Source organism: Brevibacillus borstelensis (assembly GCF_037834415.1).
Taxonomy (GTDB): Bacteria; Bacillota; Bacilli; order Brevibacillales; family Brevibacillaceae; genus Brevibacillus; species Brevibacillus borstelensis_A.
Genome location: NZ_JAUMSJ010000032.1, coordinates 35,619 through 60,415 on the forward strand (window position 1 = coordinate 35,619; position 24,797 = coordinate 60,415).

Here is a 24,797-nt window from a genome sequence, read left to right on the forward strand (position 1 = left end):
CCGAGTATGCGGGCAGTGGTCGGCTGGTGACGAGACGGCTCACCCGGCACAACAAATTTATTTGCAAACGGAAATGAAAAAGGAGACACGCCGTCATTGGCGGTATCTCCCTTTGTTTTTGCGCGTATTGTAAAAAAAGTATCCCATCACGACCACGCAGGCTATGATGAGGGCGATGACAAAGACATTGTGGGAAAACCACTCGTACAAGGGAGGGCCGAGAATCGTCATGAGACAGTCCTCCTCCTATGAATAAGTAGGGTACAGATGCTCGTCCCGACTGTACCGTTCCGAAGGTTTTTTCTCCAGATCGTGTTGGTCTTCCGTGTCCTGGTCGTCCGACGAATAAGAGACGTAATCCCGCAGGACCGCTTCCAGCTGTTGATCCTCTTTGGACAGCTCTCTGGACGTGGAGGCAGTCACTTTCTCGGGCGACATTCCGGCAGTTATCGCCGCAGATATTTCTGACGTCATGTTCTCCTTCGTGTCTTTGGTCTCCTGACTGGCTCCCTTTGCCCCGGTCATTTGCCTCATGGCAGCACGGACGCCGGCTTCGGTCATTTTTCCGATGACCTTGTTCATTCCCTTTTTGGTTACTGTATCGGTATCCATCGCATACAGCATCGGGCAAAAGCGGGTGGCGCCCTCCGCTACCTTCATGGCAGACATGGTCATGAGCAGCCAGGGGGTGCGGTGCGGGCGGCGGCTCATCTTGCCGACCCCATAGGCAAGTCCCACAAGTCCGGCTGTAATGCGAATCATGGCATCTACGGTTCCGACGTTCCTTCGCATGTGGATTCCTCCTGTCCATCTTGTATCTACGGGTTAGTGTGTGCGGGTGTTGGGAAAACAGCCAAGGAAAATGTTTCTAAGACGGCGAAGCATTAAAAATGGAGAAGGACTGCAATCGCTTTTGAAGAGAACAGGAGGGATATGCATGCGAGTTCGATCGATAGATGGGGCCGCTCATCGAAAGCTTCTGAGGGTGGCCAGACGGGAAGAGCCGGCGGACATGTGGATCAGGGGAGCAAAGGTGCTCAATGTCTACACAAAGGAATGGCGGGAAGTCCATATCGCTGTTTCCGGCGAGAGGATCGCGTATGTCGGGGACAAAGAGCCGCTGGCCTCTGAGGAGACAGCCATCGTGGAGGCTGACGGCAAGTACGCTGTCCCCGGATACATTGAACCTCACGCCCATCCTTTTCAATGGTACAACCCCTTTACGATGGCGGACTTTGCTCTCGCTCGCGGGACGACGACGCTGATTTCCGACTCTTTGATGCTCATGACGCTGCCTTTTGCGCAAGTGGCTGACATCATGGAAAAACTGGCGGAGCATCCGGTGAAGCAATTTTTCTGGGCGAGGCTTGACCCCCAGATGAGGCGGACAACCGCATCGCCGCCGTTTGACGCCCATGGCATCAACCGGATGCTGGAGCATCCCCGCGTCATCCAGGGCGGCGAATTGACCGACTGGCAAGGCGTATTAAGCGAGGATGAGACCTTGCTGTACGGCATCAAGCGGACGCTCGATCTGGGCAAACGGATGGAAGGACATCACCCCGGTGCTTCTGTGCAAACGCTGAATGCGGCGTCGGCCCTGGGAATTACCGCCTGCCACGAAAGCATTAGTGCCGAGGATGTGCTGCAGCGGCTGCGGTTGGGGATGTATGCGGCCCTGCGGCATTCATCGATTCGACCAGATTTGCCGGCATTGGTCAAAGGATTGCTGGAAGCTGGCATTCCCTGGTCGTCCCGGATGATGCTGACCTCAGACGGAAGCACCCCGCCGATGTACCGCCATGGCCTGATGGATTACACGATCCGCGTGGCGATCGAGGCGGGCATGCCGCCAGTCGAAGCGTATGTGATGGCATCGCTTAATCCGGCCGTCTACTACGGGATCGACAGCGAAGTGGGAGGAATAGCCCCTGGGCGGCTTGCCGATGTTTTGCTCCTGTCGGATCCCGGGGAGCCGACGCCGGAGATGGTCATCGCAAACGGACATCTGTCCGGGGAAAAGGGAAGACTCCTCGTCTCGACGATCAAGCCGGGATGGTCAGATTACGATTTTCCATCTGTCTCCGAAGCAATGCAGGGGAGGCAGGTTGACGCGGAATGGTTCCGCATGAAACACAACGGAGAGCCTGTCCCTGTCATTCACATGTTGAATGCGGTCATCACCAAAATGGAGCTGGAGAGCTTGCCTGCCGATCCGCTCGGATACGTCTCGTTGGAAGACGACCCGGAGCTCGCGTTGATTTGCTTGATCAACCCTTTGCAAAACCGCTTGACCCAGGCAGTGGTCAGGGGATACGGCCGGGAATTGGAGGGACTGGCCAGCACCTACACGGCTTCGAGCGATTGGCTGGTCATGGGGCGTTGTGCCCGGTCCATGGCAGAGGCATTGCAGAGCGTGATCGAAATGGACGGCGGGGTCACCATGTACGAACAGGGAAAAGCTGTTTGCGAATGCCCTCTTCCGCTGGGCGGCAAGTTTTCACCAGCTCCGATGGAAGAAGTGATCGACATGGCCCAGAGATTGACGGGATTGATTCGACAAAAAGGTCACGAGCATCTGGACCCTCTCTACTCTTTGCTGTTCTTTACGGCGACTCACCTGCCGTATGTTCGGATGACAGCAGAAGGAATCGTGGAAGTGAAGACAGGGAGAATCCTTGTTCCTGCCCATTCTATTTAATGGAATATATTCCCATCCTTTAGTGTGTCATAGCATTGATATATTCTTTCCTTGCTTGCTTTTTGTGATTATGTGTTGGAATTATATGTAGTACAAAAAAATATTTTTTTCTCTTGTAAATTTTCTAATTTCTTTTAAAATGAAAAAGAATCAAGCTGTGTCTATAATATAGGCTGATTGATCCGGTGTTTACATAGGTTCAAACTGGCAAATCAGGCAGCTCGATTGATGATTTGGAAAACATAAAGAGAAATAAAAGGGGGATTCAATTTGCATGAAGGGAGAAACGTTGATTTCCGGGTAGCGAGGTTACTGAATGTTTTGATATGATATTGATAGCTGATTTTTCAGGTAAATCACACTATTTTTACGGATAGAAGCAGGCCTTTCGTAGTAGGCGGAAAGAAATGCGAGAACGGTTGCGACCATGGAAAAGGATTGGCTTTCGGTCTGTATTCGATCAGAGGGCGCGAGGAAACACCAGCAAAGACAAATCTGACGAAGCCTCATTCAGCAAAAGGGGCGGCACACTCCGTGCGGTCCCTTTTATTGGCCTGCCGAATGCAGAAAATTTCAAATCACCACAAGTTTACGAAGAAATGAGGGATGGGAAGCATGCTGCTCAGCATTTTGCCTCAGGTGTTGGTTGACGGGTTGACACTGGGATTCATGTACGCCGTCGTCGCTCTCGGCTACACCATGGTTTACGGTATTCTTGAATTTATTAACTTTGCCCATGGAGAAATTTTCATGGTAGGCGCCTTCGTCGGGACAGAGGTGTTGCTAATCTCCGACTCACTGGGGGCGCTTGAAGGAATGAATCCGTACGTGGCTTTCTTCTTGACGCTGATCATCGCGATGGCGTTGACGGGGGGGCTGGGTGTGCTAATAGAACGAGTCGCTTACAGGCCGCTTCGGGGAGCGCCTCGTCTGGTCCCTCTGATCTCGGCGATTGGGGTTTCCTTTTTGCTGCAAGACCTGGTGCGTTTTACGGAAGCGATTGCCCGCAACGAATTTTATCTGAATACTCCCGCGCTTTTCTCAGGAAGCATTTCGCTCGGGATTGCTTCGATTCCCACAAAAGGCTTTATCGTTATCGTACTTGCCATTGTCATGATGATTTTATTGACGCTGTTCATCAGCAAGACCAAGTGGGGAATCGCGATGCGCGCAGTTGCGCAGGATCAATCGACGGCATCGCTGATGACGATCAACGTGGACAAGGTCATCATGCTTACCTTCCTCATCGGCTCAAGCCTTGGCGGAGCAACAGGCGTTTTGTTTTCGCAAAACTACGGAACGATTGACCCTTACATTGGCTTTATCCTCGGTCTGAAAGCTTTTACCGCCGCGGTTCTCGGGGGCATCGGAAACCTCCGTGGAGCGATGGTGGGCGGCGTGCTTCTGGGACTTTTGGAATCCCTTTCTGGCGCCTATATGGGACCGTTGACCAACGGAGCCTTCGGGGCCGAATACAAGGACGTATTTGCGTTCAGTATTTTAATTCTCGTGCTTCTGTTCAAGCCGGAAGGTCTGTTTGGCGAAGCAGTGAAAGAGAAAGTGTAGGTGAGAATCATGGCAAACATCGGATGGAAGTCGATGAAAGGAATCCCGCTGGTCGTTACACTGATCTGGATCGCTGTCTCAGCAGCAGCCTTGCACTTCGTGGAAAAGTCCGTTATCGCGTTTCTGGGAATTCTGTTCTCGATTATTCTGATCTACTATACAAACGCGGACAAGCGAGTTCGCCTGATCATGGGAGCGGCCGTTCTGCTCCTGATCATTCCGCTCGTGGCGGGCGACAACCGCTACTATATGGAAGTGGCGTCGCAGGTGGGCATCTATGTGGCGATGGCTCTCGGGCTCAATATCGTCGTCGGCTTTGCCGGTCTGCTCGATTTGGGATATGTCGCTTTCTTCGCGGCGGGCGCCTATGCTTATGCGATTTTCTCGACTTCGCAGGCAAACGAGTTTATTCCCGGCGAACTGTTCCCGCTGTCGGGCGACTCGTTCTGGCCGTTCCTCATCGTCGGCTTGATCGTGGCGGCCATCTTCGGGATCCTGCTCGGTCTGCCGGTGCTTCGGGTAAAAGGCGACTATCTGGCCATCGTTACGCTCGGATTTGGCGAAATTATTCGGATTATTTTTAATAACCTGGACAAACCGGTCAATATTACGAATGGTCCTCAAGGCATTACGCCGATTCCGTCTCCGGAGCTGTTCGGCATCAAGATGGGGACGCCGTTTTACTTCTACTTTATCGTCCTGTTCGTGATCATTTTCATCGTCATTGCCAACATCCGCTTTGAGCATTCCCGACTGGGACGCGCCTGGGTGGCGGTACGGGAGGATGAACTGGCTGCCCAGTCGATGGGGATTTCCCTGTTGAACGCCAAGCTGGCCGCGTTTGCCACCGGCGCTTCTTTTGCCGGTGTCGTGGGCGTCATCTTCGCTGCCAAACAGACATTTATCGATCCGACCTCGTTTACCCTGATGGAGTCGATCGGGATTCTCGTGATGGTCATTCTCGGCGGAAGCGGCAGCATCCCCGGGGTTATTCTCGGCGCAGCCTTTGTCACGGTGCTGCAGGTGCAGCTCTTGAAAGAGTTCTCCAACTTCCTGCATTCGCTGCAGCAATCGGGAATCATTAATCTGCCCAACCAGCTGGACCCGTCCAAATTCCAGCGTTTGATCTTCGGGATCATGCTGATCCTGGTAGCGCTGTACAGGCCGAATGGATTGATCCCGGCCAAGCGGAAGAAAAACGATCTGGAGGCCATCAAAGGCAGCAAATACGCTGGAGACAAGCTTGGAATCTTGAGCAAGCTTACCCAGGGGAAACAGTCGTAGCGAAGAAGGAGGGAGCACGATGGCATTATTGGAAGCCAATGGGTTGACCAAGCGCTTCGGCGGTCTGGTTGCCAATCAGGATGTGACCGTAAAAATCGAACAAGGAACGATTACCGCCGTCATTGGCCCTAACGGTGCGGGCAAGACGACCTTCTTCAATATGGTGACGGGTTTTTACGAGCCGGATGAGGGAGATGTCTTGCTGAACGGGAAAAGCATCAAGGGGCTGCGCCCCGATCAAATCGCGGAGCGCGGGATTACGCGGACCTTTCAAAATATTCGCCTGTTCAAGGAAATGACAGCCTTGGAAAATGTCATGGTCGGAACGCACAGCCGGTTGACGGCGGGAATCCTCGGGATTGTTTTCAATACGAAGCGCGTTCGCGAGGAGGAAGAGCGCGCCAAGGTAGAAGCCTACCAGCTGATGGAGTACGTCGGCATCGCCCACGTGGCGAACGAAGCGGCGGGCAGCCTGCCGTACGGCTTGCAGCGCCGCCTGGAGATTGCGAGAGCGCTTGCGACCAACCCGAAAATCATTTTGCTGGATGAGCCGGCAGCCGGGATGAACCCGCGCGAGACCGTGGAGATGACCGAATTTATCCGCAAGCTGAAGCACGAGCTGGGTTTGACGATTATTCTGATCGAGCACGACATGAAGCTCGTCATGGGATTGAGCGAGTATATCCACGTCCTGGATTACGGACGCAAAATTGCCGAGGGGACGCCGGAGCAGATTCGAAACAATCCGAACGTAATTGAGGCCTACCTGGGTAAAAGCGCGACGGAAGTGTCGTAAGAGGGGGAGGAGAAACAATGCCGTTGCTTGAATTGCAAAACATTCACACCTATTACGGCGGTATCCACGCGTTGAAGGGATTAAGCATTGAAGTAAACGAGGGCGAAGTCGTGACGCTGATCGGCTCCAATGGCGCCGGGAAGTCGACCACCCTGAAAACGATCTGCGGACAGACGCGCGCGCGGGAAGGCCGGATCGTGTTTGACGGCAAGGACATTACCCAGATGCGGACTCACGATATCGCGGCAATGGGGATCGCCCATGTGCCGGAAGGCCGGCGGATCTTTCCCAAGCTGACAGTCCGGGAAAATCTGGAGATGGGTGCGTTTTCGGTAAAGGACAAACACATTATCGAGGAAGGCATCGAGCGTGCGTTTCGCTATTTTCCCCGTTTGAAAGAACGGATCGATCAAAAGGGCGGAACGATGTCCGGCGGCGAGCAGCAGATGCTCGCCATCGCTCGCGGTCTGATGATGAAGCCGAAAATCTTGATGCTCGATGAACCGTCGATGGGACTTGCGCCCATTTTGGTGGATCAAATCTTTGAGATCGTCACGGAGCTGAACCGCGAAGGCATGACCATTCTGCTGGTCGAGCAAAACGCCAACCAGGCCCTCTCCGTGGCGAGTCGCGGTTACGTCATCCAAACAGGCGAAATCATCCTGCAGGATGAGGCGCATAGCCTGTTGACCAATCCTCAGGTGCGGGAAGCGTACCTGGCCTGATTCAGAGCAGACTTGAAACCCGATGAAGCGATTGGACTTCATCGGGTTTTGTTTTTCCATAGCAGGCAAGGAAAAATCTCATTTGCTGGCAGAATTTGAGAAAAACGAGGAATAATCCCTTCTGATATGGAAATGCAATGTGAATCCGGTTATCAAAAATATAGAAGGAGTGAAGAGTATGTTATTACCATCGGAGGGATCAGAACGATTTAATCAATTAATTGAGTACGTCGAAACAATGAACACCTTAAATCAAGGCTCTGGTACTGCACTATTCGTCATCCAACACGACAAGATTGTTGTGGAACATTATTCTGGCTATCACTCTCAGCTTTCAACTTCATTCCCGATACAAGCAGACTCACAATTCAACGTTGCTTCCGTACGTAAAAGCTACATAGGAATGGCCGTAGCATTAGCTGTGTGCGAAGGGAAAATTAAGAGTATCGACGACCAAGTTACAGACTATCTGCCGGGGCTCGACCCTGCAATTTTGGGTGGAACGACCATCCGTCATTTACTTACACATACGCATGGGTTGGATGTTGACAGGGAAGGCAATATCATCCGTGAATTTATTCCGGGCTCAAGCTGGTCCTACCGTAATATTAATATAGAGCTGTTGACCGGGCTGGTTCGCACCGTAACAGGATGCACGGTTGCGGAAATTCTGAGTAAGTACGTTTTTAATCCGCTGGGATTTACAGAAACCGGCTGGCGAGCAAAGCAAGACGAGCGGCTGGTTCAAGTAATTGAGGATCCAATAAAACCTCCAGTATGGAAGTTAGGCTTGAATGAAGATGGCGACGGAGATCAGAAAAACCTGCATGTCTCCGCTAGAGAACTGGCATATTGGGGATACCTGCATTTGAAAAAAGGCAACATCAACGGCAAGCAGTTGATTCCTATGGAGGCAGTTGAAATGGCAACGAACAGGCAAAGCCCATCGTTTCCAAATCCGGACCTTCCGCTTAATGGATTTTTGTGGTTTATTCAGGATGGCCAATCGAAATTAAACGAGATTGGGCCGAGCGTTCCTCAGGGAGCGTTCCAAATACTTGGTGTTACCGGTCCGTTATTGCTGGTGATCCCATCGCATGAGCTGGTGGTCGTAAGAATGTATAACAAATTGTACAACTACAGTGATAAGACCAGGGACTATTTGTATTACCTGCGAGAGTTTGGCGACAAGGTAATGGAGTGTGTTGAATCTAAAGGTAGCAACACCTGACCCAAAAAAAGGATTGCGCTGTCAATCGTTTTGCTCGCAGCTATTGCCGGGATCTTTTTCTTGGCAGACCGTATGAAGTATACATCATTTAAAGACGGTGCTACAGCTCCCGGTTCTTATGCACGGACCGAAGGCCTTTGGCGAGAAGAGCGGACGAATAGCAAGTAAGCGGCCGCCATGGCAGCGGGCGCGAGCAAAGAGCGGCCGAAAAACGGCAAAAGGCACAGGCAAAGCAGAAGAGAAAGCAAGGAAGACCACCAGGGCAGCGTAAGGCGGTTAAACAGCTTTACGCCAGCAGCCATTGAAATGATGTAAACCGTAAGCCCCAATGAATTCGGGATCAACAGCAGCTTGTCAAAGGGGATGGAAAGTATAACCGTAAAGGTTACGCCCACTGCGGCAAGCATAACGACACTGGCTATCGCCAAGACAGGCGTCCCTTTACGGGGGTGCAAACGGACAAACAGCCGGGGAAAAACGCCGTCCCGCGCCAAGGCGTACCCGAGCTGCCCGAGGCTGGCAACAAAAGCGTTGCAGGTGCCAAGGCAGATGATCAAGGCGAGGAAGCCTGTACCGATTTGGGCCCCGACGCCAAGCGACTCTTGCATCATGATGCCGACGGGAGAAAGATTTCGCTCATCATCCCCATAAGTGCCCGTTCCGATGGTGACAACACTTAAAGCGAGAAAGAGAACGCCAATGACGGCCGCGCTTATGACGGTGCTGCGGACAATCGTGCGCTCCGGCTTGTAAAACTGATGGGACAGGCTGCAAATGGCCTCCCAGCCAAAAAACGACCAGAGAATCATCGTCGCCGCAGTGCCGACCGAAGCGACCCCGTGTGGGGCAAATGGCGCAAAACGGCTGATGTCAAGACGTGGAAGCGTCAGTACAATGACTGCGAGCAGCAGAGCCAAAAGCAGCGAGCTCAGCAGCAGGGAAAGGCGGCCGCTGATTTTCACTCCCTGTACATTCACAGTTCCGGCTATGACCAGTGTCAGGAGCGCGACCAGGAGCATGCCTGTACGACCCCATCCCATCGAGCTGGAAACATAATAGGCGCCTGTCAGGGAAACGATCATTTGTCCGGCGGTGGCACAAAAAAAATAGCACCAGCCGATCAGTCCGCCAAGCTTTGGCCCGAAAGCCATTTTGACAAACGTCGCCGCTCCGCCGGCATCCGGATACATTCGGGACAGAGCAGCAAATGCATAGGCGAGCGGAAAACTGAGCGCAATGACGCCTGCCCAGGCGATCAGCGATGCGGGACCGGCAGCATCGGCGGTTGAACCGGATAAAAAAAGCACGCCGGACCCCAGAATGGCTGCGATGTACAATGCGCATGCATGCGGAAGCCGAATGGTTCCATTTTCCACAAGCGATCCCCCTTTTCCGTGTAGTGGACTCTCCCCAGATCCCCGGTCTTCTGCTACTATCATCATAAGGAAAAGCTGACCTTTCACAAATGGTCAATTTCCAAAATATCAAACGGGTCAGATGGGAGGGGCAATGATGGACATTCACCCGAATTGGACGAATGCCGGCACAGGAAAGCTCTACCTCCAGCTGTACGCCTATTTTCGCGAGGAAATCCAAACGAGGCGGTTGCCGCCGGGAACACGGCTGCCCTCCGTTCGGTCGATCAGCCGGAATCTTCAGATCAGCAAAACGACGGTGGAAACGGCTTACCATCAATTGCTGGCCGAAGGATACATCGAGAGCAGGGAAAGAAGCGGTTTTTACGTGGTGGAGTGGGAAGAGGACGGGGTGGCTGCTCCATCCGGGCACAATGGCGGAAATGCGGCAGCAAGCAGCTTTTTGAACGGACACAGGCAAGAATCTCAGCAGGCAGCCGAGAACGCGGCAGCTGTGCCGGGCGCTTTACAGCTTCCCGGAGGACTGCCAGCCGACAGTCAAGCAGCCCATTCGGTCCGGAGGCAAAAAGAGAATATCAGATACGACTTTCATCAGGCCCGGGTCGACGCCGATCATTTTCCGTACGACTTGTGGCGCAAGTACAGCAACCAGTGCATGCGCCGGGAAAACAGGGACATTCTCTATTACGGAGATCGTCAGGGAGAGCGCGGGTTGCGGGAGGAGATCGCCCGTTATTTGCAGCATGCCCGCGGGGTTGCTTGCACGCCTGATCAGATCGTGATCGGAGCGGGAACACAGATACTCGTCCAGGTCCTTTGCTTTTTGCTCACCCTGAATGGACGCGTGGTTGCGATGGAAGAGCCGGGTTATGACGGGGTTCGAGCCGTTTTTCAGCATCTGGGGTATCAAGTCGTCCCCATTCCTTTGGACGAAGACGGGATTGATGTAGAGGTGCTGGAAGCGAGCGGAGCGCCACTGATTTACATCACGCCCTCCCATCAGGAGCCTACGGGAGCTGTCATGCCTTATGCGAGGCGAATCAGACTGCTCCAGTGGGCGGCCAGGTCGGGCTCGTACATCATCGAGGACGACTATGACGGAGAATTTCGCTATTACACCAGGCCGATCCCGTCGCTTCAAGGGCTGGACACGAATGAACGGGTCATCTATCTCGGCACGTTTTCCAAGTCCCTGCTGCCGTCCATTCGGATCAGCTATATGGTTTTGCCGCCGGCGCTGCTTCAGGTCTACGGAAATCAACTGTATGAATACGATCAGACCGCATCCCGCATTCATCAGGAGACCCTCGCCCTCTTTATGAAAAGCGGGGAATGGGAACGGCATATACGCAAGATGCGGACGTTGTACAGCAAGAAGCACGAGGTGATGCTCGGCTGCTTGCATGCCTGCTTCGGGCAGCGGGTCCATGTGACCGGCCAGAATGCGGGATTGTCCGTAACGGTGGAAGTGCTGTCAAACCTCTCGGCAGAGGAATTGACGCGGCATGCGTTAGCAGCGGGGATCCGCGTCTACCCCACGACTCGCAAATGGATGGATAAGCCGAAGGACAGCCTGCCTGCTTTTCAGTTTGGATTTGGCGGCTTGTCCGCCGAAGACATCGAGCAAGGGATTCGCCTTCTCGCAGAGGTATGGAAGCCGTATTCGCCCGCGAGCCGGAAAGGCTGAACCCACTGGCACTGATTGGTCAGCATTCCTGTCTCGGTCATGGCATTCCACGGCCGCCGACCGGCAAAAAGGTATCCGTTTTATGGACGAAACTGGACCGTATCCGCGATCGATTCAATGTGGTCCCGATCTGCCAAAAGGTACAGGAACAGATAAGATTCCCCGCGGATAGAGACCGGTGCCGGGTAGCGTACCAAGAGCAGAGCGAGCCCTTTTTCCGACTTATCCTGATCCTCGGAAGGGAGAATCAGAGCCGCCTCCTGGCCATCAGCTTGCCGGTAACGAATCTCCGGCCTGCTTCCGAATGGCTTCAGCTTATGACTGGCCTCGTGAGCCGCAGCATCCTGAATCGTCCATTGGCCGGTTAAGCCAGCGGAGATTTGCACAAAACCGTCCTCGGCCTGGAAGCGGTTTTCGTACGCCTTATTCGCTTTCCAATGAGAAGGGTACTCGAACGAAACCTGATAGGCGTCGCTTTCGTAGTCGGTCCAAAACGGATTCGGCAGAAAAGCGGATCGATCGACGTATCCGAAGCGCCCTCCCGAGGCGGCGACAGCAAGCTTTTCTTCCTTGCTGTTCAGGACAAAAACCGGACTGCTGCCGAACGATTCCTTGGCCGCCCCCGTCTCGTCGAGGACGACAGTGTCGGGCTTCAGGCGGCCTTCTTTTGCCAGATCGGACTGAAAAGGGAGAAGCGCTTGTTTCTCCACCCAAATCGGGCGCATGCAGGGCTCCGCGTACATGGTAAGCGAAACGCGGTACCACTTGCTGCCGTATTCCGCACTCACCCGGACGACACGTCCCGGTTCAGAGTCGCCGTAAGTCTGTTCTTTTTCGTTCGGATATAGAAGCAGCCGCGCTGAATCTCCCGTGATCATTGGGAAAGGAGGAACCTCCCGGATGCGTTCTTCTCCGTCAGCCAAGTACCATGCGGGAATCCAGCCGCTCCGGTCCTGTTGGCGGATTTGGACATAGTTTTCCTGGTAGGCTTCCAAACGGTACTGCTCCCCGGGGACAGCGGTAAACACCGGTTCATTCGACGGGCAGTCCCCGGCGCTTTCGGATGCGCCAATCATTCCCCGCACGGTTACCATCGAACCTATGGAGAAGGAAGCGCTGTCAGGCGCAGCGGAAGCAGAAGAGGACAGCCAGTCGGGCAAAGGCAGCGATGAAATGGGTGCCTGCCGCAGAGAGTGAGGCTGGGACGGATAGTCCGGCTGCACTTGGGATTGTGCCGGATGGTCGGAAGCCGGACCGCAACCGGCCACCGAAAGCAAAACAAAGACAACGGTTGAAAACAACAGCGAACGATTCATGGGCGGGATCTCTCCTGTTAACGTAAAATGACGCAGAAATCATTGACAGAATGTACAGACAATCATAAAGTGAGAAATGTGTCGGGAGGGTGAACTGCTTGAATTCGTCAAGAATGTCTTTTGTGCAGGGGATGAAACAAATCATTCCCGTCGCTTCTGCGGGTATCGTAGATGGGTTGGTATTCGGCATTTTGGCCAGACAAGCAGGGCTGGGAATTACAGAGGCCATGCTTTTTTCGTTGCTCGTAAATGCGGGCTCGTCCCAGTTTGCGGCCGTCGGACTGATCTCTCAGGGCATCGTCGGGTGGCCGATACTGGTCTCGACCGCGCTGCTGAATGCGAGGCACTTGCTGTACGGGCTGTCTCTCGGTCCCTATTTTCGCAAAACCCCTCCGTGGAAGCTTTCCCTGATGGCAGCTACATTAAATGACGAGACCTATGCCTTGAAAGTTACGTACCTGACGGCGGGGAACAAGCCGAGTTTGCCGTTTTATGCCGGGGCCAGTATCGTGGACTACGTCATCTGGAATGCCAGCACACTGGCGGGGGCCTGGTTCGGAACAGTCTTTACCGAAACCGAAGCGTTTGGTCTGGACTTTGCCTTTATCGCGACGTTTTTGGGGTTTCTTGCCGTCAATTTGGTCTCTTCTTTTCATGTGAAGGTGGCGGCATCTGCGTCAATCGTGGCTTGTCTGGCTTACCTTGTGGGAGGAGGAGTGGCCGCGGTGATTGCCGGTACGGTGACCGCGGTCGTTATAGGGGCGGTGAAGCGGGATGGATAACGTCATACTCTATATTTTGTTGATGGCGCTCGTCACGTATTTGACACGCTTTCCGATGCTGCTGATCAGCTCGCGTTGGACTGTGCCCGATTGGCTGAAAAGAGGGCTTGCGATGGTGCCGGTCGGGGTGTTCAGCTCGCTGACGGTGCCGCCCATATTGTTTCATCTGCGTGATGGCCAATGGAGTCCGGAGTATCTGGGGGCCGGCGTCGTTGCTTTAGCCGTGGGCTTGTGGAGAAAGCAAACTGTCTGGGCGCTGCTCGCCGGAGTGGCCGCGCTGATTGGATGGCGATTCTTTTTTGGACTGTAGAGGGGGAGACTGCAACACATCGGCAAACAGGGCTCCAGTCTCGAGTGCTTCACTACCGCGAATGGACTGAATACGAAAAAATCGCTCTTTTGTTATTGGCAAAGAGCGATTTTTTTTTGATGCATGGGGAGAGTCCCTTGTGTTTATTTAACTTGCTTTTTTGGATTGGTGCTCCAGAAGATTGACCAATTGCTGCAGGGCGGAAATTTGCTCGACAGCCTGAATGATGCCTTGATGATCGATGAGGACGAGCGTCGGAACCTTTGAGATCAAATAGGTGCCAAAAAGAGAAGAGGACCGCAACAAAGGAATTCCTGGCGGGAGCTCGATCGATTGTTCGTAATAGATCTTTTCCGCTACGGCAATCATCCGGATATGCGGGTACTGTTTCCGCAGCTCGGCCAAATAGGGGAGGATTTCTTTGCATGTCCCGCACGAATCGCCGACAAACATCAACAACGTGTCGCCCCCGTTTTCAGCAATCGGCTGAATCACGTTTCCCTGCTGGTCCTTCTCCCGGAATGAAGGGGCGCCTTGTCCTGCCTGAAGCTGTGAAAGTTCGATTTTTTTGTCACTCAGGCGAAACCGGTTGAGAAATTGCACCACTAATCGAACAATGGCATACATGACCACCATTTGAATCAACACGATAGCCCAAAGCAGAATGTGGGAAATAAGATATGCTTGATTCAACATTCCAGCTTGTCACCTCTGTCCTTCGTTCCGTTTTCTCTGATCGAGTAAAGTATTTACCCGCTTATGAAGCTTTGCAGTTTCTCCCAAAAGCAACGCGAAGAGTAGGGAAACCGAGCTGATGAGCAGGATTTGCAACGATTGCAACGGGGAAGTCCAAGGATTGGGATGAGGAAGACTGGCACTGACAAAGAGCCACGCGCAGGCTGCGATGAATACGAGATTTCGAATGACCAGGCCCATGGACAAGCGATGATTGCCAATGATCCCCCCGCAGCCGCAATCGATTTCAGTCCGCCCCCTCAGCACGTTTACGGCGATTCCGATTGAATAGAGAATCAGCAGGCAGGCGGCGAAAAGAGCGGAGACGCTCAAATAATGGCCGGAAAACAAAAGCGCTCCAACCAAGCATTCGGCCACCGTTTCAAACCAGACGAAGGGAACGATCAGCCTGGAAGGCAGGATGCGATATCCTTTCACAACGGCGGCATGACTGTCCATTTTGGTCAATTTTGCCGCCCCGGCGGTAAAGAAGACCGTGCCCAACAGAAAGCGGAGATAGAGAGTTAGCTCTTCCATTGAAAAAGTTCCTCCTGTTCATGAGCCTCCGTCGCAAACCACTGTGACTGTGCCTGATACATCCGGTAATACTCCTGCCTCCGGGCCATGCATTCCTCGTGCGTTCCCATCTCGACCACTTTCCCATCCTTCATCACGATGATTCGATCCGCCAGCTTGGCGGAAGCCATCCGATGCGAAATAAAGATCGCGATTTTATCTTCCGCCAGCAGCTTGAACTTCTCAAATACCTCCACTTCCGCCAGTGGGTCGAGAGCCGCTGTCGGCTCATCCAGAATCACAATTTGGCTTTCCTTGAACAACGCTCGTGCAATCGCGATTTTTTGCCATTGTCCGCCTGACAATTCCTCGCCATTTGTCAGCCATTTTCCGAGTATTGTCTCGTAGCCGTTCGGCAGCTTGTTGACAAACGGTTCCGCACCGCTCAAGGCTCCCGCCCGTTTAACCGACTCGATGCGCTCGATTCCAGCCAAATTGCTGATGGCAATATTCTCTCGAACCGTAAAGTGATACCTTACGAAGTCTTGAAAAATGGCGGTAACATTTTTCCATAACGACTTCTCTTCGATATCCGTTATCGGGATGCCGTCTATGGTGATCCGGCCGCTTGTGACCGGATACAGACCGAGCAAGCATTTGACAAGTGTCGTTTTCCCGGAGCCGTTGGCACCTACGATGGAGATTTTTTCCTTTGGCTTGATATAAAAAGATACATCATGCAAGGCGGCTCTTTCGCTGTTTATGTACTGAAACCGCACTTGAGAAAATTCGATTCCCTGTTTGATCGCGGGAGGAAACGGCTTCGATCCGGAGGGATGGGGGAAAGCGGACAAACGAAAATCCTGAAACTGGTAATATTCGGCGATGTAGCGCTTGTCTTCGAATATTTTGGCGATCGAAGAAGCAAGGCGGTACAGCGTGGTTTGCGTTCCCTGAATCGCTTGTCCCATGGAAACAAAGTCGCCCATGGTGAGCTTGATCGTCCGTGACAGCCAAAGCATGATTCCGATCGCACACATGTAGAAAATAGCCGACAGCCCGTCGATCGCAACTTTTGAAGAGTGCTGCTTCAGCTGCAATTCGAGGGTCTTCCTTTGGTCTTCCCGATTATATTCAGACCATTTGTTCAGCAGGTAGTCGGATAAGCCGAACAGGCGAATTTCCTGAGCCGTTTGCTTGTCTTTCAGCAAGTGGGCAAAGTACGAAACCGTCCGCTTTAACGGTGTCAGGTCGACATGAAGCTGGTAGCGCTTTTTTCCGAAAACCATTTCGGTCAAAAACATCGGAATCACCGCCGCAAACACAAGCACAACCAGACTCCAGTGTACAGATGTTAAAAAGACGATATAGGAAGAAAGGCTTATGATCGATTCAATCATGCTCAGAAAGCTTTGCAGCGGTGAGAGAAAATGGCTGCCGCTTGCCGATACCCTGTCGATTTGGTTGTAAAATTCCGGCGCTTCATAGTAAATCAGCGGAACGGATGTAGTTTTCTGAAACACTTTTTGTTGAAGGCGGCGTCCCAACCGCATCCCCATTTGTTCATCCAGGTACTCCTGTACCTTTGGCAATACAGACTGCACAATGCTGACGATCAACTGGAGCAGCAACAAAAGGAGAAGTCGATCGAATGCATGGTTTTGATTTTGGAATAGCTTGGCGACCTCATCGATCAGTTCCTTCGTAAGCGTAAGGATCATAAAAGGAATACAGCCACTGATGATTTTTCCTAAAAGGGAAATGATCACCCAGCTTTTCCCGATTCGCCAAACATATGCGGTGGCTTGAACGATAGGTGATTTCATCATGATTCTTCGGCACCTGTCCGTTTTCGGAAAGATTCGTTATAGATGGCAATCGCGGCCCGCAGCAAATATGTGCGTTTGCGGATGATTCCTTGTTCGTCGACGATGAACAGCGTCGGGTATGATTCGATACCGAGCAGCTCTTGCTGTTCGGCGTCTACAGGCATCATTTCTATGTATTCGGCATAGTCCAAAGCAAAACGGCGGAAGTAGTCTTCGACAGCAGCGTCAACCAACGCGAAATAAGGGATACGCAGCGACGGCAAGGTTTGGACAATCTCTTCCACCATGTTATGGCATTCGCTGCATGTGGGGGATGCAACGAGTACAATCGAAGGCTCACTGATTCGATTTTCCGGAAAGACAATGCGGGGGGAGAGGTTGGCCCCAGAGGGACCTTTGCTGTGCCGATTCATCTGGCTCTCTGGCGGCAAAAAGCCAACTTCCCTCTTCAGTTGTTTGATTTGGTCGACCATTCTGATTGCTAGCAGAGACCAGCATCCAATCATTCCGAAAAGGAAATATACCAACTGCTCGTCTCCTTTCTATCTAGCTTTTTTTCTTGCCAAAGGAACAAAAGGAGGTCTTTCTGCGGACACTCCTTTGTTCCACTTGTGCAAGCGGGACCTCTTACCCGCTGCAAATCACTCTTTGTGGCAGCATTGGTCTATCCAAAAGCCATAGGAGCATTCCGTTCCATCTCGATGATCAACCTCGACGTACCTCTTCTTAAATCCGGCCCAGCCTGGAATGTCGCAAAACATATGCCGAAAGCAACGAATGACCGTGATCGTCGTAGTGCAAGGAACTTCCATTGGGCGCACGCCAAATACGTTTGAGAAAAAGTTCATTTGTATCACCTCCTTGCAACAATTGTAAAAAAAGGGTGAATATAGAACAACGATTTCGATACCAAATGGCGCTCTCCGCATACGAATGGACAGTAATAGAAAACGAAAAAATTAGGCATATGGGAATATGTGTAATTTTTTTCTGGTAGAAACGTTATAGTAAGTGATCGTTGTTACCTGAAAATCTCTAGAAACGCTATGAAGAGGTGAACACATGCGCAGCAGTATTGTAGTGGCCGATCATGATGGGGAAACGCGAGAGCATATAGCCTCTTTGCTTGCTGAAAACAAATATCGCGTAATAGCAAAAGCTTCAAACGGCATAGAAGCCAAAGAGGCCATCCTTGCCTTAAAACCGGATGTCGCCTTTCTCGACGCACATTTGGCTGAGATAGATGGGATAGCGTTGGCAAAGCAAATACGTCGTTGGCTGCCCAAGATCGGTATCGTTCTTGTTTCCGCCTCCTTGGAATTTGCTTCTCTGGCATTTGAAATGGAGGTGATCGACTATCTGGTAAAACCGATGCCAACAGATCGGATTTATACTTGCTTTAAAAAAATGGATCACTTCTTAAACGACACGAGCGAATGGGGACGAAAGAGCAAGATAATCGGCTTCAAGCACCAAGGGGAAATTGAATTTCTTCAGCAGGACCAAATCATGATGATTGCTTCCGAAAAGCGCCAGACGAAAGTGTTCGTCAATATGAATAAGAAGGTGAAAATTTTGAAAGTTCGAGAAAGTTTGGCGGAATTGGAATGGAAAATGGATCCATCCCTGTTTATCCGCACACACAGAAGTTTTATCATTAACATCAATTATCTCTCGAAAATATATCCGTCCGGGCAGACTTATATCGCTACCTTTACAGACATGAATGAAATTGCCCACATCAGCAAAAATTTGATCGCAAAGGTATACAGTCAACCGGGTCTCGTCATTATTCAATAACGAGATTCTCTTATTTGGCTGTCGGAACAGGTAGCTTTCTCCAAATAGAGGGAAAGCTTCAGCCACGCACTCCGGCTGCATTTGGCATAGAGGTCGAAGCTGGAGACGATGATAAAGTGAAACATACAATTCTAACTGATTAAACGGGTGTTACAAGGGAAAGCCTTTGTAACACCTGCTTTTTTGCCCTTATGCGGGAGAGGAGATCGTTACCAGTTGAAATGTTGCGAATAATGATTGAAATCGGGAAAATCATTCAATATAATAAATTTATAAAAAGGTACAGTGGTGCGATTATCGGTACAAAGGAGGTTAGGAGTTGTCTCTCAAAACGTTGGAAAAGTCTTTGGAATTGCTCAGATGCTTTACGGAGGAAAAACCGGCCTGGGGCGTCAGGGAGATCGCAAAAGAGCTGGATATGAGCCATACGATTGTCCATCGCATTTTGGCGACCTTTGAGCATTTTGGCTACCTGAGGCAAAATCCGGAAAGCAAGAAGTACGAGCTGGGACTGGAGTTTTTGCAAATTGCCCAGAAGGTGAAAGCGCGGATACAGCCTGGAGACGTTCTCGTTCCTGTCATGAAAAGCCTTTCGGAGCAGACGGGGGAGTCCGTGTTCCTGAGCTGGCTCGATGGGCTCGAAGGGGTCTACGTCGAAATCGTGGAGAGCGCGCATGTTTTGAAGTATTCCGTATCGGTGGGCAGGAGATTTCCGTTGTACGCCGGTTCGATTGGCCGCGTCATGATGGCGCATCTGCCCGAGGACAAACAGGAGGCGATTATTTCCAAAGGATTGAATCCGCTTACATCGAGGACGATTGTGGATCCCGAGGCTCTGCGGCAACAGCTGCGGACCATCCGTGAAAACGGCTGGGCTTATTCGGCCGGGGAGTACAACGAAGGGGTTGCGGGACTGCATATGCCCCTGTTTGACAAAAGCGGCAAAATTCTCGGCTCCCTGGGAATCGCCGGCCCCGATCACCGGCTGGCTGAAGAAAAAGTGCCCGACCTGTTGAGCTATCTGATTCAAGCTCGCGACGAAATTCAACAACTGCTGAATGATTACTCTTTCCGTTACTTGTAAGTAGCTGCGTCATCCTGAAAAAAATGGTTCCGAACAACACTTTCTTCACTTTGGGGGTTAACACATATGGAAAAGCAGCAGGAAAACAAAAAGCATCCAAGAGCACTGGAACCGTTTACGCTTCTCCTTACCATTGGTTTGTCCGTAATCGGGGCCATTATCGGCATGCAGTTGATCGTGACACTCGGCATATCCGCCAACACGGCCATTATCGGGGCTTTGATTGCGATGGTAATTTCTCGCATACCAGTCGCACTTTTTCGCAAGTACCGCTCTGTCCACCGGCAAAACCTGATCCAAACGGCGATTTCATCGGCCACATTCGGAGCGGGGAACAGCCTGATGATTCCGATCGGCATCCCCTTCATGATGGGCAAGCCCGAACTGATTGTCCCGATGCTGATCGGTGCTGTTCTGGCGATGTTTGCGGACGCCGCCATTTTGTATCGGCTCTTTGACTCCAAAGTATTCCCCGCCAGCGGAGCATGGCCTCCAGGCATAGCTACGGCGGAATCGATCAAAGCCGGCGATCAGGGTGGCAAGCGCGCCGGCTGGCTTGGGCTGGGCGCCCTCGGAGGGATAGCCGGTTCCGCGATGGGTATCCCGATGTCAGCGTTTGGCGTAGCCTTTATTGGCAACATTTGGGCCCTGCTCATGTTTGGGATTGGCCTCTTGCTTCGCGGCTACTCTGTTCCCTTGTTTGGCGTTGACGTAAACAAACTCTACATTCCCCATGGCTTTATGATTGGTGCAGGTGTTGTAGCGCTCGTTCAAGTAACGACGATCATTTTGAAGAAAAAGAAAGCGGATTCGGATTCGGCGGTTGAAGGAGAGGAGCGATTTACGCGCACGGATAAAGACACCTCGCGTGCGCTCGGGTTTGGATTTATCGCCTACCTGGTGATTGCCCTGATCATCGCGGTCATCGGCGGCGTGATCACCAAAATGTCGTTTGGGATGCTCCTGCTGTTTCTCTTGTTTGCCGCTTTTGCCGCCTTTGTCCATGAGGTCATCGTCGGCATCGCGGCCATGCACTCCGGCTGGTTTCCGGCTTTTGCGGTCGCCCTGATCACCTTGATCATCGGGATTTTGATCGGTTTCCCGCCGCTTGCTTTGGGTCTTTTGGTCGGCTTCAGCGCCGCTACAGGTCCGGCGTTTGCCGATATGGGCTACGATCTGAAGACAGGCTACATCCTTCGCGGCAACGGCGAGGATATGGCCTATGAGCTGGATGGACGCAAACAGCAATTTATCGCCGGGATGATCGCCTTTGGCGTTGCCGCGATTGCTGTCCTCGTCGCTTACAAAGGCTACTTTGCCCAAAACCTGGTGCCGCCGGTCGACAAAGTGTACGCGGCGACGATTGAGGCGGGAGTTTCCGGGGACATTGCGCGTCAGCTGCTCCTGTGGGCGATACCCGGCGCGATCCTGCAAATCGTCGGCGGTTCCAAGCGGCAGATGGGCGTCCTGTTCGCGACAGGATTGCTGCTGCTCAACGTGGCGGCAGGCTGGGCTGTGCTGGCGGGCATTGTCATTCGTGCTGTCGTGTTGAAGGTCAGAGGCAAGCAGGCTGAGACGACGATGAGCATTTTGGCGGCAGGGTTTATCGCCGGAGACGCGCTGTACAGCTTCTTCAGCTCCGTATTCAAATTGAAAAAACTGTAGGGCGAGGGGGGCCACAGCCCCCGCTCCATAAACAGGAGGATGAGTGAATATGTTCGACAAAAGACAACAGGCACTGGCAGGAAAGCTTCGGGAGGCACAAGTAGAAGCGGCTGTACTGGTTCCCGGACCAAATCTCTATTACTTCACCGGTCTGCAGCTGAAACAGAGCGAACGGCTCACGCTCGCGATTGTGACACAAGCGGGCAAATGGCTTTTCATAACTCCGCAGGTGGAGCTGAGCAAGGTCCAGTCCACCGTTCAGGGAGAAATTTTCTGGTACACCGATGAACAGGGCTCCGCCAAAGCGCTGCAGGAGCTGGTCGCTGCCAAGGGCAAGCTGGGCAAGGTCGGCGTCGAGTTCGGAGGGATGCGGGTCACCGAGCTGAAAGCGGTAGAGCAGCTGGGAAGCACGGACGCTCAGGATGTCAGCAAGCTGTTCGACTCGTTCCGGATGTGCAAGGACGAAGAAGAAATCGAGTATTTGCGAAAAGCGGTGGCGATCGTGGAAGAAAGTCTGGAAGCGACACTGCCCTATATCAAGCCGGGCGTGATCGAGCTGGAGATCGCCGCGCAGCTGGAATACGAAATGCGCAAGCGCGGCTCCGAGGGGACGCCGTTTGGAACGATCGTCGCGTCGGGCTATCGCGGAGCGCTGCCGCACGGACGCGCGGCCTCCAAGAAGATCGAAGCCGGCGAGCTGGTCGTCCTCGATTTCGGCGCCATCTACGGGGGATATGTCGCGGACATTACGCGCACGGTGGCTGTAGGGGCGATCTCGGATGAACTGAAGCTGATCTACGAGACGGTCCGGGAAGCGCAGCAGGCGGCTATCGACATCATCAAGCCGGGCATTACGGCTCACGAGGTGGATGACAAGGCGCGGAGCATCATCAGCAGCAAAGGCTTCGGCACTTATTTTACACACCGCACCGGCCACGGCATCGGGCTGGGAGCGCATGAAGCCCCGTACATGATGCAAAACAACCAGCTGGTGCTTGAGCCGGGCATGGCGTTTACGGTCGAACCGGGAATCTACTTGCCAGACAAAGGCGGCGTCCGTATCGAAGACAACATCATCGTCACCAAGGACGGTTATCTCAATCTCATGACCTCCACCAAGGAACTGATCACACTGTAAACAGAAAGAAGGAGTGGAATCATGAATATCCAGCAGATCAGACAGGATACGCCTTTGCATGAACGTTTTGCCTATCTGGACACCGCGGCAGCATCCGCTCCTCCGCGCCAGGTGATCGAGGCCATGACCGATTATTTGCGCAAAACTACAGAGCTGGGCCCGTATCTGCCCTCTTTTCGCAAGGAAACGTATGCCCGGGTGGATGCCATCCGGGAGGCGGCGGCCCGCTACATCGGCGCGGGAGTCAATGAAATCGCGTTTGTCAAAAACGGGACGGAAGCGATCAACTTCGTCGCAAGCGGACTGAATTGGTCCGAGGGAGACGAGGTGATCATTGCCGATCTGGAATTCCACAGCAATTTTGTTCCGTGGCTCAGGCTGGAGCGCGAGGGCAAGATCAGGCTCAAGGTTCTCAAGACGGACAGAAGCGGAGTGATTTCCCCGGCCGCCCTGGAAGAGCTGATCACTTCACGTACGCGTTTGATCTCTGTTTCCCACTTGCCCAATGCTTCGGGTGCCCTGCAGCCAATCGAAGCGATTTGCGAAATGGCCAACAGGCACGGCGTGCTGACGCTGGTAAACGCCTCGCAAAGCCTGGGAATGGTGCCGATCGATGTCACCAGGGTGAACTGCGATTTCCTCGCGGCATGCGGGCGCAAAGCGCTGCGCGGCCCGGAAGGATCGGGGATTCTCTACATCCGAAGCGAATGGATCGAGTCCATCACGCCTGCCCTGATCGGGTGGGGCGGAACCAGCTGGGATTTTGACACCAACGACTTCAGCTTCCTGCCTATCGCCAAGCGGGTCGAAGCCGGATGCCCGATCGTTCCTTCCATTCTCGGTTTGGGCGCAGCACTGGAATACGCTTCGGCGATCGGCGTCGAGGCGATTTACGAGCGGGTCCGCAAGCTGACGGCTTACGCGGTAAAGCAGATGGAAAAAATTCCGGGCATGGTCATCTACGGGCCCGAGCGGCTGGAGGACAGACTGGCGCTGATCCCGTTCAACGTGAAGGACTTGTCGCCGGACCGGCTTACGCAGTATTTGGAGGAGAACGGCATCATCATCGAATCCGGCACATTTATGGCCAATACGATGCTGCAGCAGTACGGAATCACGAAAATGGCTCGCGTTTCGCTCCATTATTTCAACACGGAAGAAGAGATTGACAAAACGGTGCAGTTGATACTGGACCTTTTGCAGAGGGAGGGGCAGCAATGAATAAATTCATCATTCAATCTGCGTACAATGTCATGAAAAACGGGCTGAGGGTGAAGCCGGGCGAAGAGGTCGTCATCGTCGCGGACGACAAGCAGAACGAACAGCTCGTCGACGCATTCGCCACAGCGGGAGCGTTATTGGGAGCGAAAGCGGGCAAGGTCATCTACCCGGTTGTCTCCACGCAAAACGAAGAGCCGATGGGCATCGTGGCGGAGAGTCTGAAGAGCGCCGATGCAGCCGTGGTGCTGCCCGTCGTCTCGATTACCCATGTCGAAGCGATCCGTCAGGCGCGCAAGCAAGGGACGCGCGTGCTCGTCTGCAGCGGTCTGGACGAACGGATGATGACCGGAGCAGTCAATGCCGATTACGAAAAAATGAGCGAGCTGACCAGCCAATTTGTCGCCATGCTCGAATCCGCCGAGACGGTTCGCGTCACCTGCCCCAACGGTACGGACATCACGTTCCCGATCAAGGGGCGCTCCACGATGGCGGTAGACGGCATCTGCGAGGAAGCGGGCCAATGGAACTTCGCCCCGGCCGGCACGACCGCGACCGCGCCGCTAGAAGGAGCCACCAACGGAACCATGGTGTTTGACGGCAGCCTGGCGCCGTTCGGCATTGTCGACAAGCCGGTTGTGCTGAAGGTGGTGGACGGCATGATCACGGAAATCGAGGGCGGCAACACCGCGATGGAATTCGAGGCTCTCCTGCGTTCCTTTGATCATCCGAATGTATACAATATTGCCGAAATCGGCATCGGTACGAACGACAAGGCCGTCTTGAGCGGAAAGCTGATCGAGGACGAGCGAATTCTCGGAGCCTTCCACGTCGGGGTTGGCAAAAGCCTGAACATCGGTGGAAATGTCGACGCGCCCTTCCACACCGATGGCATGATCCTGAAGCCGACTATGTGGATTGACAATCGGCTGGTTGTAGAAAACGGGACGATTCTGGTTTAAAGCGACAGAAACAGCGCTGGAGCATTTCCTGCGTTCAAATTGGCTAGAAAGCCCTGCGTGCTCGCGGGGTTTTCGC

At 53.0% G+C, this 24,797-nt stretch carries 23 protein-coding genes; 15 read left to right on the forward strand and 8 right to left on the reverse strand.

Annotated elements, in window-relative coordinates; all coding sequences use genetic code 11:
- Positions 1 to 93: 93 nt before the first annotated feature.
- Positions 94 to 231, reverse strand: coding sequence for an EYxxD motif small membrane protein (locus Q3F21_RS20610; protein WP_340257293.1), 138 nt, complete (start codon positions 229 to 231; stop codon positions 94 to 96).
- A 15-nt stretch (positions 232 to 246) separates the two neighbouring features.
- The gene (locus Q3F21_RS20615) at positions 247 to 792 is read right to left on the reverse strand and encodes a YgaP family membrane protein (protein WP_340257296.1); all 546 of its coding nucleotides are present in this window, start codon (positions 790 to 792) and stop codon (positions 247 to 249) included.
- 145 nt (positions 793 to 937) lie between these two features.
- Between Q3F21_RS20615 and Q3F21_RS20620 the strand changes: the two genes are divergently transcribed.
- From Q3F21_RS20620 to Q3F21_RS20645, 6 genes are all read left to right on the forward strand, one after another.
- Positions 938 to 2,701, forward strand: a complete 1,764-nt coding sequence (locus tag Q3F21_RS20620; protein ID WP_340257299.1) for an adenine deaminase C-terminal domain-containing protein — start codon at positions 938 to 940, stop codon at positions 2,699 to 2,701.
- Between the two features lie 615 nt (positions 2,702 to 3,316).
- Positions 3,317 to 4,267: a branched-chain amino acid ABC transporter permease gene (locus Q3F21_RS20625; protein WP_340257301.1), complete on the forward strand. Its 951-nt coding sequence runs from the start codon at positions 3,317 to 3,319 to the stop codon at positions 4,265 to 4,267.
- A 9-nt stretch (positions 4,268 to 4,276) separates the two neighbouring features.
- Positions 4,277 to 5,551 (forward strand): branched-chain amino acid ABC transporter permease, encoded by a 1,275-nt coding sequence (locus Q3F21_RS20630; RefSeq protein WP_340257303.1) that lies wholly within the window; start codon positions 4,277 to 4,279, stop codon positions 5,549 to 5,551.
- Positions 5,552 to 5,570: 19 nt separating this feature from the next.
- Positions 5,571 to 6,347, forward strand: coding sequence for an ABC transporter ATP-binding protein (locus tag Q3F21_RS20635; RefSeq protein WP_340257307.1), 777 nt, complete (start codon positions 5,571 to 5,573; stop codon positions 6,345 to 6,347).
- Positions 6,348 to 6,364: 17 nt separating this feature from the next.
- Positions 6,365 to 7,072 carry an ABC transporter ATP-binding protein gene (locus tag Q3F21_RS20640; protein ID WP_340257309.1) on the forward strand — a complete coding sequence of 236 codons (708 nt, stop codon included), beginning with the start codon at positions 6,365 to 6,367 and terminating at the stop codon, positions 7,070 to 7,072.
- A gap of 178 nt (positions 7,073 to 7,250) precedes the next feature.
- Entirely contained in the window at positions 7,251 to 8,303 is a 1,053-nt protein-coding gene (locus Q3F21_RS20645) for a serine hydrolase domain-containing protein (RefSeq protein ID WP_340257312.1), read from the forward strand.
- A gap of 116 nt (positions 8,304 to 8,419) precedes the next feature.
- Here Q3F21_RS20645 and Q3F21_RS20650 read toward each other — a convergent pair whose 3' ends face one another.
- Positions 8,420 to 9,679, reverse strand: a complete 1,260-nt coding sequence (locus tag Q3F21_RS20650; RefSeq protein WP_340257313.1) for an APC family permease — start codon at positions 9,677 to 9,679, stop codon at positions 8,420 to 8,422.
- Positions 9,680 to 9,812: 133 nt separating this feature from the next.
- Here Q3F21_RS20650 and Q3F21_RS20655 point away from each other — a divergent pair, with 133 nt between their 5' ends.
- A complete protein-coding gene (locus Q3F21_RS20655) occupies positions 9,813 to 11,366 on the forward strand; it encodes a PLP-dependent aminotransferase family protein (protein WP_340257314.1) in 1,554 nt (517 codons plus the stop codon).
- Between the two features lie 80 nt (positions 11,367 to 11,446).
- Here the strand turns inward: Q3F21_RS20655 and Q3F21_RS20660 are convergent, their stop codons facing one another.
- Entirely contained in the window at positions 11,447 to 12,682 is a 1,236-nt protein-coding gene (locus Q3F21_RS20660; protein WP_340257316.1) for a hypothetical protein, read from the reverse strand.
- Between the two features lie 98 nt (positions 12,683 to 12,780).
- On the opposite strand from Q3F21_RS20660, the gene Q3F21_RS20665 reads away from it, so the two are divergent.
- Together Q3F21_RS20665 and Q3F21_RS20670 are read left to right on the forward strand one after the other, a co-directional pair.
- Entirely contained in the window at positions 12,781 to 13,464 is a 684-nt protein-coding gene (locus Q3F21_RS20665; protein WP_340257318.1) for an AzlC family ABC transporter permease, read from the forward strand.
- A complete protein-coding gene (locus Q3F21_RS20670) occupies positions 13,457 to 13,774 on the forward strand; it encodes an AzlD domain-containing protein (RefSeq protein ID WP_340257320.1) in 318 nt (105 codons plus the stop codon). The genes Q3F21_RS20665 and Q3F21_RS20670 overlap by 8 nt, the downstream gene beginning before the upstream one ends.
- Before the next feature lie 147 nt (positions 13,775 to 13,921).
- Here Q3F21_RS20670 and Q3F21_RS20675 read toward each other — a convergent pair whose 3' ends face one another.
- From Q3F21_RS20675 to Q3F21_RS20690, 4 genes are read right to left on the reverse strand one after another with little or no spacing between them, the layout of a single operon-like run.
- A complete protein-coding gene (locus tag Q3F21_RS20675) occupies positions 13,922 to 14,470 on the reverse strand; it encodes a hypothetical protein (protein ID WP_340257322.1) in 549 nt (182 codons plus the stop codon).
- A 9-nt stretch (positions 14,471 to 14,479) separates the two neighbouring features.
- Positions 14,480 to 15,046 carry a MauE/DoxX family redox-associated membrane protein gene (locus tag Q3F21_RS20680; RefSeq protein ID WP_340257324.1) on the reverse strand — a complete coding sequence of 189 codons (567 nt, stop codon included), beginning with the start codon at positions 15,044 to 15,046 and terminating at the stop codon, positions 14,480 to 14,482.
- Positions 15,034 to 16,854: an ABC transporter ATP-binding protein gene (locus Q3F21_RS20685; protein ID WP_340257326.1), complete on the reverse strand. Its 1,821-nt coding sequence runs from the start codon at positions 16,852 to 16,854 to the stop codon at positions 15,034 to 15,036. The genes Q3F21_RS20680 and Q3F21_RS20685 overlap by 13 nt, the downstream gene beginning before the upstream one ends.
- Positions 16,851 to 17,381, reverse strand: coding sequence for a hypothetical protein (locus tag Q3F21_RS20690; protein ID WP_340257328.1), 531 nt, complete (start codon positions 17,379 to 17,381; stop codon positions 16,851 to 16,853). Before Q3F21_RS20690 ends, Q3F21_RS20685 begins: the two co-directional genes overlap by 4 nt.
- Before the next feature lie 535 nt (positions 17,382 to 17,916).
- Here Q3F21_RS20690 and Q3F21_RS20695 point away from each other — a divergent pair.
- From Q3F21_RS20695 to Q3F21_RS20720, 6 genes are all read left to right on the forward strand, one after another.
- Positions 17,917 to 18,654 carry a LytR/AlgR family response regulator transcription factor gene (locus tag Q3F21_RS20695; RefSeq protein WP_340257330.1) on the forward strand — a complete coding sequence of 246 codons (738 nt, stop codon included), beginning with the start codon at positions 17,917 to 17,919 and terminating at the stop codon, positions 18,652 to 18,654.
- Positions 18,655 to 18,973: 319 nt separating this feature from the next.
- Complete coding sequence (locus tag Q3F21_RS20700) at positions 18,974 to 19,738, forward strand: IclR family transcriptional regulator (RefSeq protein WP_340257332.1); 765 nt, start codon at positions 18,974 to 18,976, stop codon at positions 19,736 to 19,738.
- A gap of 66 nt (positions 19,739 to 19,804) precedes the next feature.
- Complete coding sequence (locus tag Q3F21_RS20705; RefSeq protein ID WP_340257334.1) at positions 19,805 to 21,403, forward strand: OPT/YSL family transporter; 1,599 nt, start codon at positions 19,805 to 19,807, stop codon at positions 21,401 to 21,403.
- 49 nt (positions 21,404 to 21,452) lie between these two features.
- A complete protein-coding gene (locus Q3F21_RS20710; protein ID WP_340257336.1) occupies positions 21,453 to 22,541 on the forward strand; it encodes a M24 family metallopeptidase in 1,089 nt (362 codons plus the stop codon).
- A gap of 21 nt (positions 22,542 to 22,562) precedes the next feature.
- Entirely contained in the window at positions 22,563 to 23,762 is a 1,200-nt protein-coding gene (locus Q3F21_RS20715) for an aminotransferase class V-fold PLP-dependent enzyme (RefSeq protein ID WP_340257338.1), read from the forward strand.
- A complete protein-coding gene (locus Q3F21_RS20720; RefSeq protein ID WP_340257340.1) occupies positions 23,759 to 24,721 on the forward strand; it encodes a hypothetical protein in 963 nt (320 codons plus the stop codon). Before Q3F21_RS20715 ends, Q3F21_RS20720 begins: the two co-directional genes overlap by 4 nt.
- The last annotated feature ends 76 nt before the right edge of the window (positions 24,722 to 24,797 follow it).

Bases quoted from the DNA above. Each gene is read 5' to 3' on its own strand.
- Q3F21_RS20610 (WP_340257293.1), bottom strand. From the start codon at position 231: ATGACGATTCTCGGCCCTCCCTTGTACGAGTGGTTTTCCCACAATGTC.
- Q3F21_RS20615 (WP_340257296.1), bottom strand. From the start codon at position 792: ATGCGAAGGAACGTCGGAACCGTAGATGCCATGATTCGCATTACAGCC.
- Q3F21_RS20620 (WP_340257299.1), top strand. From the start codon at position 938: ATGCGAGTTCGATCGATAGATGGGGCCGCTCATCGAAAGCTTCTGAGG.
- Q3F21_RS20625 (WP_340257301.1), top strand. From the start codon at position 3,317: ATGCTGCTCAGCATTTTGCCTCAGGTGTTGGTTGACGGGTTGACACTG.
- Q3F21_RS20630 (WP_340257303.1), top strand. From the start codon at position 4,277: ATGGCAAACATCGGATGGAAGTCGATGAAAGGAATCCCGCTGGTCGTT.
- Q3F21_RS20635 (WP_340257307.1), top strand. From the start codon at position 5,571: ATGGCATTATTGGAAGCCAATGGGTTGACCAAGCGCTTCGGCGGTCTG.
- Q3F21_RS20640 (WP_340257309.1), top strand. From the start codon at position 6,365: ATGCCGTTGCTTGAATTGCAAAACATTCACACCTATTACGGCGGTATC.
- Q3F21_RS20645 (WP_340257312.1), top strand. From the start codon at position 7,251: ATGTTATTACCATCGGAGGGATCAGAACGATTTAATCAATTAATTGAG.
- Q3F21_RS20655 (WP_340257314.1), top strand. From the start codon at position 9,813: ATGATGGACATTCACCCGAATTGGACGAATGCCGGCACAGGAAAGCTC.
- Q3F21_RS20660 (WP_340257316.1), bottom strand. From the start codon at position 12,682: ATGAATCGTTCGCTGTTGTTTTCAACCGTTGTCTTTGTTTTGCTTTCG.
- Q3F21_RS20670 (WP_340257320.1), top strand. From the start codon at position 13,457: ATGGATAACGTCATACTCTATATTTTGTTGATGGCGCTCGTCACGTAT.
- Q3F21_RS20675 (WP_340257322.1), bottom strand. From the start codon at position 14,470: ATGTTGAATCAAGCATATCTTATTTCCCACATTCTGCTTTGGGCTATC.
- Q3F21_RS20680 (WP_340257324.1), bottom strand. From the start codon at position 15,046: ATGGAAGAGCTAACTCTCTATCTCCGCTTTCTGTTGGGCACGGTCTTC.
- Q3F21_RS20685 (WP_340257326.1), bottom strand. From the start codon at position 16,854: ATGATGAAATCACCTATCGTTCAAGCCACCGCATATGTTTGGCGAATC.
- Q3F21_RS20695 (WP_340257330.1), top strand. From the start codon at position 17,917: ATGCGCAGCAGTATTGTAGTGGCCGATCATGATGGGGAAACGCGAGAG.
- Q3F21_RS20705 (WP_340257334.1), top strand. From the start codon at position 19,805: ATGGAAAAGCAGCAGGAAAACAAAAAGCATCCAAGAGCACTGGAACCG.
- Q3F21_RS20710 (WP_340257336.1), top strand. From the start codon at position 21,453: ATGTTCGACAAAAGACAACAGGCACTGGCAGGAAAGCTTCGGGAGGCA.
- Q3F21_RS20715 (WP_340257338.1), top strand. From the start codon at position 22,563: ATGAATATCCAGCAGATCAGACAGGATACGCCTTTGCATGAACGTTTT.
- Q3F21_RS20720 (WP_340257340.1), top strand. From the start codon at position 23,759: ATGAATAAATTCATCATTCAATCTGCGTACAATGTCATGAAAAACGGG.